The 11,934-nt window shown below is 54.3% G+C and carries 13 protein-coding genes; 2 read left to right on the top strand and 11 right to left on the bottom strand.

Translation table 11 applies throughout. The features are described 5' to 3' along the window. Positions 1-110 precede the first annotated feature (110 nt). The 9 genes from OCY70_RS12915 to OCY70_RS12875 form a co-directional block, all read right to left on the bottom strand. Complete coding sequence (locus tag OCY70_RS12915) at positions 111-521, bottom strand: hypothetical protein (RefSeq protein ID WP_213426894.1); 411 nt, start codon at positions 519-521, stop codon at positions 111-113. Further along, positions 518-820: a hypothetical protein gene (locus OCY70_RS12910; RefSeq protein WP_213426895.1), complete on the bottom strand. Its 303-nt coding sequence runs from the start codon at positions 818-820 to the stop codon at positions 518-520. The genes OCY70_RS12915 and OCY70_RS12910 overlap by 4 nt, the downstream gene beginning before the upstream one ends. A gap of 30 nt (positions 821-850) precedes the next feature. Beyond that, positions 851-1,642, bottom strand: coding sequence for a hypothetical protein (locus tag OCY70_RS12905; RefSeq protein ID WP_261944892.1), 792 nt, complete (start codon positions 1,640-1,642; stop codon positions 851-853). A 79-nt stretch (positions 1,643-1,721) separates the two neighbouring features. Beyond that, positions 1,722-2,150 carry a DUF4280 domain-containing protein gene (locus OCY70_RS12900; protein ID WP_249724660.1) on the bottom strand — a complete coding sequence of 143 codons (429 nt, stop codon included), beginning with the start codon at positions 2,148-2,150 and terminating at the stop codon, positions 1,722-1,724. 132 nt (positions 2,151-2,282) lie between these two features. Next, positions 2,283-2,792 (bottom strand): hypothetical protein, encoded by a 510-nt coding sequence (locus OCY70_RS12895; RefSeq protein ID WP_261944891.1) that lies wholly within the window; start codon positions 2,790-2,792, stop codon positions 2,283-2,285. 4 nt (positions 2,793-2,796) lie between these two features. Beyond that, on the bottom strand, positions 2,797-3,441 hold the full coding sequence (locus OCY70_RS12890) for a hypothetical protein (RefSeq protein WP_213426970.1): 645 nt from the start codon (positions 3,439-3,441) through the stop codon (positions 2,797-2,799). Next, positions 3,438-4,274 carry a hypothetical protein gene (locus tag OCY70_RS12885; RefSeq protein ID WP_249724664.1) on the bottom strand — a complete coding sequence of 279 codons (837 nt, stop codon included), beginning with the start codon at positions 4,272-4,274 and terminating at the stop codon, positions 3,438-3,440. Before OCY70_RS12885 ends, OCY70_RS12890 begins: the two co-directional genes overlap by 4 nt. Beyond that, positions 4,180-4,827, bottom strand: coding sequence for a contractile injection system protein, VgrG/Pvc8 family (locus OCY70_RS12880; protein WP_249724666.1), 648 nt, complete (start codon positions 4,825-4,827; stop codon positions 4,180-4,182). The genes OCY70_RS12885 and OCY70_RS12880 overlap by 95 nt, the downstream gene beginning before the upstream one ends. Continuing rightward, on the bottom strand, positions 4,824-5,423 hold the full coding sequence (locus OCY70_RS12875; RefSeq protein WP_213426971.1) for a hypothetical protein: 600 nt from the start codon (positions 5,421-5,423) through the stop codon (positions 4,824-4,826). Before OCY70_RS12875 ends, OCY70_RS12880 begins: the two co-directional genes overlap by 4 nt. Before the next feature lie 348 nt (positions 5,424-5,771). Here OCY70_RS12875 and OCY70_RS12870 point away from each other — a divergent pair, with 348 nt between their 5' ends. Then, positions 5,772-7,946, top strand: coding sequence for a HelD family protein (locus OCY70_RS12870; protein WP_213426972.1), 2,175 nt, complete (start codon positions 5,772-5,774; stop codon positions 7,944-7,946). Between the two features lie 120 nt (positions 7,947-8,066). On the opposite strand, the gene OCY70_RS12865 is transcribed toward OCY70_RS12870, so the two are convergent. Both OCY70_RS12865 and OCY70_RS12860 read right to left on the bottom strand, forming a co-directional pair. Then, positions 8,067-9,329 carry a sensor histidine kinase gene (locus OCY70_RS12865; protein WP_213426973.1) on the bottom strand — a complete coding sequence of 421 codons (1,263 nt, stop codon included), beginning with the start codon at positions 9,327-9,329 and terminating at the stop codon, positions 8,067-8,069. Between the two features lie 54 nt (positions 9,330-9,383). Further along, positions 9,384-10,982, bottom strand: a complete 1,599-nt coding sequence (locus tag OCY70_RS12860) for a hydroxysqualene dehydroxylase (protein ID WP_261944928.1) — start codon at positions 10,980-10,982, stop codon at positions 9,384-9,386. 289 nt (positions 10,983-11,271) lie between these two features. Between OCY70_RS12860 and OCY70_RS12855 the strand changes: the two genes are divergently transcribed. Next, the gene (locus tag OCY70_RS12855) at positions 11,272-11,769 is read left to right on the top strand and encodes a copper amine oxidase N-terminal domain-containing protein (RefSeq protein WP_213426975.1); all 498 of its coding nucleotides are present in this window, start codon (positions 11,272-11,274) and stop codon (positions 11,767-11,769) included. Positions 11,770-11,934: the final 165 nt, after the last annotated feature.

Raw genomic sequence — 11,934 nt, 5'->3', positions numbered from 1 at the left:
TGAGAATCCGCAAGAAAACGAACACAACAAAAAACAGGTCAATCATGGTGGTAACTCACCATAATCGACCTGTCCAATATAATGTAGCAGTGTTGTTTAACGATAAAAATTCAGTAGTGCTCATCTTTTTTCTTTGTTAAATGCTCATACTCTAATTTAAATTTACCGTTTTGAAAAGTATATCTTTTCGATGAAACCTTTGCTTCAATTTCATCCATGTATAAAGGGAAAATATACGAAAGGTTGTCACAGAGAAAGAACAATATCTGTTCAGGTTCATTTATCCGATTAAATTCAAGTAATAATGGGTATTCTTTAAATTCCTCTTCTTGCCAATCATCGTCAATATAGTAATAAATAAGCCTGATACTCTCCGTTTCAGATAATTGAGCAAGACAGTACTCCCCCCAGTAGCTACTTTCATGCTCTTCAAAACGTATGTTTAAAAGATTTTGCAAATCTCTACTCACAAGTTCCATATCATCTATACTTATACCAAACTTTAAATATCTATTTGTCATGGTGTCACCATTAAACTTGGTCGTTTAAGAGCTTGTTCTACGCTTTCATAAAGCATAAAACTTACAGGCAGACCAGCTTCCTTTGATTTCTTTTCTATAATTTCCAACAATCCGAGTCTATCTAGTTGTTTCTCATCCAGTGGTCCAATTCTATTGGGGTCAGTTTTCATTTTAAACCTACCACCTCTTCCAATCTCTAATGCCTCCAGAAATAAATCATCATTAACTAATGCAACATCGAAATCACTTTTTCTACCTTGGTCAAATGGTAAACCTTTTTTATGACTAATTCCCGTCACTGAACTTCCTTGGAATAGAATTTGCGTTCCTTATGGGAGGTCTTCTTTTAAAGATTTTACAAAATCGTTATATTGCTGCACATTTGAAAAACCATAAGGAAGGGGATTACCATGTTCATCGTATATGCAATTTGGTAGTTTACCCGCCCCCTCAGACCGCAAATGACTCCCACCAGAACTGCTCTTCATTACATTAAGCTTACTCTTCAACCCTTCCAGGCTTTCCTTCAATCCATTGCCTGCGTTCTCATGCGGTATACCCGCAAATTGGGTACTTGGTGGAAGACTCAAGCTATTTCTCAGCTTCTCCAGTTGCTCTCTTGCATTGCTGCCAAGGTGGATCAGATCTTTCTGTAACGCTTCCCCGAGCTCCTTTGCGATACCGGCCAGCCCTTTTTGTTCGTGTTCTACATAGATGCGGGCTAACGTGTTGCCGTTCTCGTTAAGGCCATCCATATAGTTGCTGAATCTTCGGGAAATGTCTCCTGCACCGTCCGAGATCCATCGGGTCGTAGTGCCGACTTGCGTCTTGATCAGTCCGCCTGCCGTCTTGAGCACCTTTGGATCAAGGAGTCCTGCGGTTCCAAAGCTTATCGCCGCATCCAACAACGTCGTTTTCCAGCTTAATTCTTTCCCGTCCATCGCTTGTCTCATGATGCTTTCGGCGGTGCCGACTATTCCTTGAAACGTCATGCGGCCGCCCATGGAAGCCCAAATCCCGCTATAGGGACCAAATATGGCGCCGGATACGGCTCCTATCGTCGTATCTCGAAACGCATCCCACATATAAGCCGAAGTGTCGCTGACATGCCAGCCGTACATCCTCGATTCGTTGCAGCCGGTACGGCGATTGAATCCGGATGTGATCGAATCCTTTCATCATCGTCAGCCTCCGCTTGGATTACTCGTCGTGCTGCCCGTCGGTCAGGAAATAAATCACGCCGCCCCAGTTGCACACGAGCAAAGAATCGGTCGTCAGCGCCGGCTGACCTTCCACCTTCGTATTCTCCTTCGTGTAGACCCATGTCTCCAAAAATTCAGGCATACATGGCTTGCCCGCGATCGTTTCTCCATTCTCCGCAATAAAATACACGGTTTCACCGCTCGGATTACGTTCTCCCTGACAGGCTCCAAAATGCGGGATATTCTCATGCGGCTTGCAATCCGTCTCATTCATCATCGGCTTGCCGTTTACAAACGACCCATGGCTCCTGGGCAGATTGATCCGCCGCGGGTTGCTGCCGCAGGCGCATTGCATGCGCGCCCCTCTGACCACATACCTCGGCGGAGTCCCGGCCCCTTCCGGCGTCGTCATCTCCATATTCAACATGAATCCCCCCTCTCTATTGCTTCTCCCTGCTTGCATCATTTCGCATACCGGTGGAACAGGACAGGCACTCATCTCCCACCCTCTGCGTGCTTCTGTCTTGTGCCCGGTTTTTCGGCCATCCGCTGCCCCGTCTTATTCCACAATCGCTTTCTCCAGCCGCACTCCGGTGAAATTCCGGCGCAAGATGCTCTCCGCCACGTCCAGACGAACCGCTACAAGGGGCGAATCGCTCTCCTGGACGCGGACGATCTTTTTGCCCTTTAGCTTCTCTTCCGCTAACACCGGCTTTTTGACGAAGCGCCTGTCGGGAGACCATTCGCTGCTCGGACTGAGCACCATGTCCTCCGGAAAGATCGGAAGGAAATAGCGTTTCTGCCGCTGCCCTTTCAGGTCGAGCAGCGGCGTAAATATAAACCACGCCTCCGGCTCATATATCAGTTCCTCGGACACGAGATAAAGCTGCCGCTCCATCACATCGAGGAACTCGCTCTCCGGCCCTGCCGTCACGTAGAATACAATCGGGTCCGGAATCTTATGCGCGCTCCGCCATCGGATGTCTCTGCGATCGATTTTGCTTCGCACCTGCTCCACCACCGGCACGTCCGTATGACGATCATCTTGCTTCAACCAGAAATAGTCCATGTTCCTATACCGCCCCATCGTTAGTTGCTTCTACATCTCTCTCATCGTCCCCGCCGGATGTTTCATACAGCAGCTCACATCGATCCTTGTATTCGCCAATGAATAATTGCAGGTTCACAGACTTGTCCATCCGGCGATAAGCTTCACTTTCAATGAGCGAAGGGATGAAGCCTCTTAGCCATTCCACCGTCAACAGGTGGTACTTGTAGGCTTCGATCAGCTTGATCTTCTCGATATCCATCCGGGTGATCTTTCTCGCATACGCTTTTCGCTTCTCCTCCAACTCCCCCATCCGACGGAACAGCGGGGCGAAAATAAAATCAGCAGACCAAGAAGATGCGCATTCCTCCACATCGAGAAACCAATTATCGTCGTAGGCGTCGATCCGATAAAGAGCCGTGTTCGCCATGATGCTTGTCCGCAAAAAGGAGAAATACACGTAACGAATGCTCCCCTTGCGCCCCTCTGCCTGCAGCTTGGCGGCTTGCTTGCATACCGCTTCGAAGGCCGCCAAAAAACGGCGTTCGATCTGCTCCTTCTCCTGCCGGTATCGTTCGTCGAGCTCCGGGAGATCGAACTGCCAACGGTCGAACACATGCTGCTCCAGCAAATCTTGCAGCGCCTCCTCTTTACTCATCACCCGGATCATTCGATATTGACCTTCCCGCCGCTTAACGTCACGTGTTCGGCAATGTTCAGATTCGCGTCCGCTTGCTTCAAGTCGATCCCGGCTTCGCCCTGCAGCAAGATGCGCGCTCCTCCGGTAATTTCGATGTCATCCTCGGCGGACAGCACGATTTTTTTGTCACTGTTAATTTCAATGCCGCCGTCATCCGTCAGGCGCATCAGCAGATTGCCGTTGCCGATAATTTCAATCGCCCCCGGTTGGAATACGACTTGCTTGCCGTATTTGGTACTAATGCTTTTGACCGCCGGATCGCTGCGCTTCACCGGGTCGGAGGAGGCCAAGTCGACCGAGCTTGCGGCAAATGCGTTAGGCTCCCTCTCATCGGGAAAATAGAGCCGAACCTCGTCACCGGCTTCCGGCATGCAATACCAGCCGCTTCCGTCCGGGGAAGAATAGACGGTCGAGTAGGGAAACCACATGGCCCCGGCATCATGTCCGCTGTCGATATGCAGGCTGACCTTCACTTGGTCCTTGAACACGTCCAGCACCTTGCCGAACAGCGAGGCCCCTGACAAGGCATGGGCATAGGTTGTGAGGCAGCTTACGCCTTCCTTTTCCCGCAGCTCGTAATGACTGACAAGAATACCGCCTTCAAGGTTCGTCTCCGCGCGCGCGACAAAAAGCGTCCGTTGCCGAAACTCAACAGGGAAGCCGAGCTCAATCAGCTTATGGCTTGTCACTTCATAACAGATACCGCTCTCACCGTCCGCTCCCGACAAGCCGTTCGCGGCATGGTGCTTGGTGTCCTTCAAATTGCAGCTTGAGCGGCTCGCCCACATCGGGAAGCCCGACATAATAGTGCGGCCCCTCATGCGCGCTTATCGGCGTGAGCGGAGCGTGAAAATGGGAAGCGAGCCGCTTGGCAAACTGCCAGTCGGTTTCCTGATACTGCACGATAAACTGTCCGATGCTTTGGCCCCCGGAAGCCCCATCGATGACATCGCCGTTCGCATACGCCTTGGTCAGTTGCGCGAACAGATCGCGGTAAGCCACACCGGCGTTTTGAAAAGAACGGCTCTTTTTCCGAAGATCCATCAAGATGGTGGCGCTTGTCGCCTCGATCGTTAACGTGCGGACGTTGCGGTTCGCCTGCACGGCCATGTGGGTAACGACGCCTTGAAACAAGACGATTTTGCGTTCGCCGTCTTGCACATACACTTCCAGCTGCTCTTGATCGTCGGCCTCGTCGACGTATTGATCGAGCCTCTCTTCCGGTACAATCCCGCTTACCGATAACTTGACATGCTCGTTCAGTTGCTTGATCAGTCTCAAGTCGAGCAGCCGTTCCAATTGGTAAGGGGCAACGACAACGTTGGCACTTGTATACACCGTCTGCTTCCGGCTCATTCTTGCTCCTCTCCCTCATCCAGCGGCAGCACGTGTACGGTCCGCATGACTTGGAACGCGATGTCCCTCCACAGCTCGTAATCTTGATAGCGGCAACTGAAGGTCCCCATCCCGGTTTTGCCGTGGAAGACGAAGAAAAAGAAAAGCTGATCCATAAACCCGTCCAACGCGGAGCTCTTGAATTCGAAATACCCGACCTTATTGCCGTTCGCCTCTTCCACACCGTCGGAAAAGAACAGATGGGCCGGGTTCGTCCGCCGGATGCCGGCTTTCATGCCGCGGGTTAATTCCTCCACCCATTCCTCCTCCAGATCGTGGTCAATCCGGTTCAAGGTGAACGCGATACTGCCGGTCTCGTCGGATTTCACGATCGGCGGACGCGCTTCATACGGGTATTTCACGTTCCGCACTTGCTCCGGCATGTCCGTAAAATCCTGCGGGATATACATCGTCAGCTTGCCGTCGAAGAACGGTTGCTCCTCGAACGTGCAGCAGCGCTTTCCAACCCGTACCGGTCCCGTGCGAATGTCATGCGGCTCCTTCGCTTTCTCCGCTTCGTTCAGGAGCGCCTGAATTTTTTCGTCCATAAATTCCATTCGACTCACCGTCCCTTCGCTCGAATAAACACACCAAATATCCCGTTTTTTGTCTACATCATAAAAAAATGCCTATCAGGCGTCAATGAGTCTTCTCCGCAGGTCTATCGCACCGAATTATAGGCAGTTGATAGCGAAGTCTGTCGAATTACAACCAGATGTTTGCATCCAGTGTTTCTCCTCCTGCCACAGATTCCGTCATCACGAAGAGACCGCATTGGGCATCCGCGGAGCCGCTCCCTCTGCCGCTTCGGCAATCATCCTTCTGTCATTGCTTTTGCTCCTAGCGTATGGTATGCTAGGTTCCCATTTTCCAGCAATATGATCATTCTTAGGAGGTAACTGAAAGTGACTGACACGTTTCAAAGTGCCTATCAAGAAGAGCAGCACCATCTTGATTCGACACTCCGGGAAATCTGGAAGCAGTATGAAGCACTGCGGCAAATTCCCGTCTATAAGGGAGATGACTTTACCGAGCAAGTATTGGAAGACAATCGCGAGCAGCGGCGGCAGAAGCTGCAGCGGGCGGCGAAGGAGCCTTATTTCGGCCGCCTCGATGTCCGGGAAGGAAGCCGCGAACAGGTGATTCCGATCTACATCGGGAAGCAGGGCGTCGACGCCAGCGAGAGAAGGGAGCAGGCAGCCTCCAAGCCGGGCGCGGATCCGTACCCGCTCGTCATCGATTGGCGCGCCCCCGTCGCCAGCCTGTTCTACTCTTTCACGGGCGGATTAGAGCCCGCATCCTATGAGGCGCCGGAGGGGACGATGACGGCGGAGGTTCACTTGAAGCGGAACCTCGTCATCCGCAACGAACAGCTCCTGCGGGTGGTCGATACGTTCGACCGCGAGCAGGGAGAGGAGAGCGTAACCGACGAATTCCTCATCTATCGCTTGGGGGAGAACAAAGACAACAAGCTGCGCGACATTGTCTCGACCATTCAATCCGAGCAGGATGCGATCATCCGCGCGCCGAAGAACAAGGCGCTGTTCATCCAAGGGGTCGCCGGCAGCGGCAAGACGACCGTCGCCCTGCATCGGCTCGCCTACTTGCTCTATCAATATCAGGATCAGATTCATGCCGAGCGCATGATTATTTTTGCGCCGAACCGCATGTTCCTCGACTATATTGGAGAAGTGCTGCCCGAGCTGGGCGTCGGCAATATCCAGCAGCGCACCTTCGCCGATTGGGCGTTGGAGCTGACCGGGCTGGAGGAGCGCGTGCAGCTCGCCTCGCCGATGGACGAGATCGAGCAATGGTACGGCTCCCTCGCGGAGAGGCCGCTCGATAGCAGCGGCAGCCCGGGACGCTTCAAGGGCTCGCTGGAATGGATGCGCCTGCTGGACGAGTTCGTCCAGCATTGGGTGGAGCGCGCGATACCGGAAGAAGATTTCGTCCCGTGGGAAGGCGGCTTGCTTCCGCACGCGACGATCGCGCACTGGTTCCGGCAGGAGTACCGCTCCTATGAGCCGGCCAAGCGGCTGGAGCGCGTGGCGGCCCGGATGCAGCGCTGGCTGGAGATGGAGCTGAAGCAGGAGCTGAGCAAGTCCCGCCAGCAGGAGAAGAAGCGCAAAGGCTCCGCCAAATTGAAATCGTATCTGAAGCGCTGGGCCAAGGCGGAGGTCATGGAAGTGTACAAGCAGCTGCTGCAGGACGATGCCTATGCCGGGCACCTCCCGGCATCCGTGAGGAAGCAGACGCTGGCGAGCTTGAAGCGCGGCACCGTGAGGCAGGAGGATGTGGCCACGCTCGTCTATCTGCACCTGCTGCTTCATGGCGTGACTTCCGCCCACCGGTTCGATCACGTCGTCATCGACGAAGCGCAGGACTTCTCCCCGCTTCAAGTCGCCCTGCTCGACCGGCTCGCGAAGAGCCACTCGTTCACGATCTTGGGCGACCTGTCCCAGGGCATTCATGCCTATGCCGGCATCGAAGACTGGCAGGAGATGCGCAACGCCTTCGCCGGCGAAGAGACGGCCTATCACGCCTTGACGCGAAGCTACCGTTCCACGATGGAGATTATCCACTTCGCCAACGCCATCCTGAAGCGCGGCGTGAAGACGACCATGGTCGCCGAGCCGGTATTCCGCAGCGGGAACAAGGTCCGCATACGGCATATGGCGCCCGAGCAGACCGCTTCCTGGGCGGCCAGCGAACTGGAGCGCCACCGGGAGCAGGGCTATCAGACGACAGCGATTCTGACCCGCACGACGGAGGAAGCGCGCGAATGGCATGAGCGGCTGCGGGCGCTGGGCGCCGAAGCGCATCTCATTGACGGCCGGCAGCAGCAATATTCGGGCGGCATCTCGGTTCTTCCGGTCTATCTGTCGAAAGGGCTTGAGTTCGATGCCGTCATTCTGCTCCATGCCAATGAGACGCATTACGGCATGAGCCCGCTGGAAGCGCGGCTGATGTATGTCGGCTGCACGCGCGCGCTCCATCATCTTACCCTGTGCGCAGACGGCGCCCTCAGCCCGCTGCTCCCGCAGTCGGATGATGAATGGACCGTGCATGAGCATTCGTAAGCCAGCATAAAAGCCGTCCCGACAGGAGGCTGATTCTCTCCTCGGGACGGCCTCAAACAGCCAAGAGCTATCCAACGCTCTTGGCTGTTCTGCATTAAGCGGAGCCGGCATAATCGGGGGCTACCGGAACAGCCTCACCTGCTTGAACTGCAGCACGCAGGTCGTCCCTTCATCCGGCCGGCTGTAGTAGGATACCTTGCCGTTCATCGCCTTCATCAATCCGATGACGACCATCAGGCCCAAGCCGGTCCCCTTCTCCTTTGTCGTGTAGAACGGCATGCCGATGCGTTTGATCTGACTCTCGCTCATACCGACTCCAGTATCCTTGATATGGATATGAACGCCCTCGTTGTCGGACCATGTCGTCACGGTCAGCTCGCCGCCGCTTGGCATCGACTCGACCGCGTTCTTCATAATGTTCAGCAGACATTGCTGCAGCTTCTTCGATTCCCCCGACACATAGCGCGGAGATTTGGTCAGATGCTGGGTGTTCACCTTGACCTCGGACAAGGCGCACAGCGGCGCGATCATGGCGACGACATCATCCACCTCCTTCTGAACGTGAAGCGGCCGGGCCAGCTCGACGACAGGCTTGGCATAGTTCAAATAATCCGTGATGATCGCATTTGCCTGCTCGATTCCCGCTACGGCATGGCGGTGATAGTTCTCGAATTGCTCGGGGGTGAGATTCTCCTTCGTCATCAGTTGAAGAAAGCCTTGGGATGTGGTAAGAGGGTTGCGAATCTCATGGGAGATGGATGCGGCCAGTTGGCCCACGACCTGATACTTCTCGGCGCGGAACAGCTCTTCCCGCATTTTTTCCTGATTTTTGACATGATGATAAATATAACTGACGTACATCGCCGACAAATACGTGCCGACCACCGCCACTCCCGCATCGACGCCGGTCAGGTGCTGCCATTGCGTGAAGCACAGCAAATACCCGAGCAAATAGGTCGTCGTCAAGGTAACGGCCAGCAGGCAAATCTGCCAATAGGTGCTCTGAAGCACATGCCGGTAGTGGAAATAAAGGCCCATCACGAGCAGCAGCGTCGAGCCGACAGCGGTCGCCAGCACATTCTCTCCCAGCAGCAGCACGGTGCACAGATTGAAGGCAAGCCAGGTGACGATCCCCGGCAAAAAGCCTTCAAACATCGCCGCCAGCGTCAGCGAGATCGGCGTGAGATGAACGCCGTACACGAACGGATGAATCTTCTCATAGCGAATATAGAAATACGTAAGCACCAAAAGGATACCGATGAACAGCATCTTTCTCCGGTAATTGGCGAACATGAACTGCGGCGTGATCAACAAAAACATCAGACAAGCGGACATAATATACAGCAGTCCCTTGAATTCCTGGGATAGTATAGAATCGATCAAAGTTAACCGTTCCTTTCCGAACGTATTAGCCATTCGCCGTACGCGAAAAGCGAGTTAACCGATTATTTTCCCGTTCCAGGGCAGGCCTTTGTGGAAACGGGCCCGATCGTTGGAACGCCAAGCCGACAGGATCGGATAATCATACATGTCCCATATTTTGCATGGGGGCCCATCGGAGCCGGCGCGCTCCAGAATGCAGTTGACGGCCCGGCGGGCGGCTTCGTTCGCGCTTTCCATCGTAGCCAGATCCGTATTCGTCCGGACATAGTCGGAAGCCAGGAACAAATTCGGAATCGCCGTGTAGGCGTTCGGCCGCAGATTCCAGGTGTTCACGTGGTTCACGAGCAGCGGCTCCGCATTGGTCGCCCGCCCCTCTTCAAATTGAATGTCTTCATCCAGATTCCACTCCACGAGCATCTCGTCGGACAGCACGATCTTGTCCTGATTCAGGCTGCGCTTGATCTGTTCCCACACCTCGGCCTTAATCTCTTCCCGCGTGCATTCCATCGCCGGCTTCCCGTACAAGATGCCCGGAACCTTCCAATCGGACACGTCAATCGAGATAATCCCCCTCACCTGACCGTTGCCATAATCGCTTAACCGGAATTCGGGCCAGAACTGGGCTTGCGATACCGAGGTCAACGCCCAAGGACTGTCCATATAGATGACATGTCCATGAATGATCGGCACATCCTCCTTCAAATAAAATTGGACACCGTTCATCCACTCGACACTCTTGGCCAGCTCAATTAACCCGCCCAGCAGCGGATCGCCGGCAAGCAGACCGTCATTCAGCAATTCGGCCATCACTTCCACCGGCAGCGCCGCAAGGTAATAGTCCGCGGTCAGCCGACTGGACTGGCCGTTCTCGGTTACCGTTACCCCTTGGATCCGGCCGTCCTCGCAGTGAATATGCTCGACCTTGGCGCCGAAGCGGTAATCGACGCCCCCCTGCCGCAAGTAGTTCAGCCACGGGTTAATCCATACATCGTTCGTCGGCCCGTTCAAAAGCCGATCGGCGCTGCCTCCCGGCAGCACCATGTCCAGCATGATCGTCGCTCCGACCGTGCCGACCGTGCAAGCGTTTACTTCTCTGGCTCTGGCTGCGACAAGAATGCGCGTCAAGCCGGTAAAGATGTGCCGGAATTCGGGGGACTGCTTCTCCGCCTGCAGGAAATCCCACCAGGAGACGCGCTGATAGTCGAGCAATCTGCGCTCGTCACAGCTCGTCAGCACCTTCCATAGCGCAGACACATAGTGGTCGATATCATGCTCGCTGAGTCTGAGATTGTTCCTGAAGAGAGATTTGAGCAAGGTTCTCCATCCGCTGATGGATTGGGGGAATTCGGTCAGAAAAGGCTGCATCGGCCGGTCGAAAAACGCAAGTCCCAGATTCGTTCCCTCGATGAGGTTATCATAGACGCTGCGGCGCCCCCCTAGATAAGGGATGCGCTTCATCGTGTCCGTGACATGCTTGTAGAACTTTGGGAAAAAGCGGAATCCGTGTTCAGCCGGCAAATCCCGGCGTCCCCCTATTCCCGTTCCCGGCACGGGCATGCTGCGCGCCTTCCCTCCGGGAATGCGTCGCGACTCCAATACCGTAACGTGGAATCCGCGCTCCATGAGCTCCTGCGCGGCACTCATGCCGGCGATCCCGCCGCCCTAAAACGGCAATTCTTTCCTCTTGTCAACCCGGCGGTTCACCCCGCCATCAACTGCATCATCTTCGAACGCGCCCCCTTCCCGTCCGCCATCCCGCCTATATCCAATCCTCTGCTGCCTGAATCATAAGTCTCCGTTCCGGGTAAATACCGGGCATGTAATGCCGTTCGATGCCCTGAAGACGACATTTTTTTTGAGAAAGGCAAGAAAATTGAAGAAACATGTAACTTTTTCGGGTTATCCGCGTTATAAACTAGTAGTAAAGGAGGTTGTCGGTTCAATGCAAGCTACTCTTCGTACATTGGGCATGATTATATTAATAGGAGCTCTGGTGGCATCGATCAGCCTTCCGGCATCGGCCGCCAAGGAGGAAGACAAGTCCGGGGCCGCGAAGCTCACGCCCGAACCCGTCAGCGTTCTGGTCGTCGACAAGGACGGCGAACCGATAACAGAGAACGGACTTCTGATCGACAGCAAGACCTATGTGCCCATCATGGATATCAGTGAAGCGTTTCAGTTCAAGGTCCGGTGGGAAGCTATCAGCCACACCGTATATATCGATGGCCCCGAGGATGATATCGCCTGGAACTCGCTTACCAATAAGATGAAAGTCAATGGCAAGGATACGAAGCTGACCACGCTTCCCAAAGTGCTCAAAGGGAAGACCTATGTGCCGATTCAACTGCTGCATGACGTATTTCTGTTCGACTTTACTTGGGAAGGCAAGTCAAGAACCGTTACGCTCTGGTATGAGCCGCAGCCTTATTATTCCGAATAATCCGTATGCCGCCCTCAGCAGGACGGCGGACGCCGAACGGGACCGGACTCTTCCGGTCCCGTTTTCTTCGCGCTCTTCGCCTGACCTGAACCGAGAGGCCCGCTTCTCCCCCCGCTCCACGCCGAGAATCCTCGCTTTCCATGACATTCTTCATGAAAATTTATC

The organism is Paenibacillus melissococcoides, from assembly GCA_944800085.1.
Classification (GTDB): domain Bacteria; phylum Bacillota; class Bacilli; order Paenibacillales; family Paenibacillaceae; genus Paenibacillus_B; species Paenibacillus_B melissococcoides.
The sequence above is the reverse complement of the archived record's forward strand: the minus strand, read 5'-3'. Positions and strand labels throughout refer to the sequence as shown.

What these genes read in the sequence shown, in the direction of transcription:
- OCY70_RS12915 (WP_213426894.1), bottom strand. Translation starts at nt 521, where the DNA reads ATGACAAATAGATATTTAAAGTTTGGTATAAGTATAGATGATATGGAA.
- OCY70_RS12905 (WP_261944892.1), bottom strand. Translation starts at nt 1,642, where the DNA reads ATGTACGGCTGGCATGTCAGCGACACTTCGGCTTATATGTGGGATGCG.
- OCY70_RS12900 (WP_249724660.1), bottom strand. Translation starts at nt 2,150, where the DNA reads ATGTTGAATATGGAGATGACGACGCCGGAAGGGGCCGGGACTCCGCCG.
- OCY70_RS12895 (WP_261944891.1), bottom strand. Translation starts at nt 2,792, where the DNA reads ATGGACTATTTCTGGTTGAAGCAAGATGATCGTCATACGGACGTGCCG.
- OCY70_RS12890 (WP_213426970.1), bottom strand. Translation starts at nt 3,441, where the DNA reads ATGATCCGGGTGATGAGTAAAGAGGAGGCGCTGCAAGATTTGCTGGAG.
- OCY70_RS12885 (WP_249724664.1), bottom strand. Translation starts at nt 4,274, where the DNA reads ATGTCGGGCTTCCCGATGTGGGCGAGCCGCTCAAGCTGCAATTTGAAG.
- OCY70_RS12880 (WP_249724666.1), bottom strand. Translation starts at nt 4,827, where the DNA reads ATGAGCCGGAAGCAGACGGTGTATACAAGTGCCAACGTTGTCGTTGCC.
- OCY70_RS12875 (WP_213426971.1), bottom strand. Translation starts at nt 5,423, where the DNA reads ATGGAATTTATGGACGAAAAAATTCAGGCGCTCCTGAACGAAGCGGAG.
- OCY70_RS12855 (WP_213426975.1), top strand. Translation starts at nt 11,272, where the DNA reads ATGCAAGCTACTCTTCGTACATTGGGCATGATTATATTAATAGGAGCT.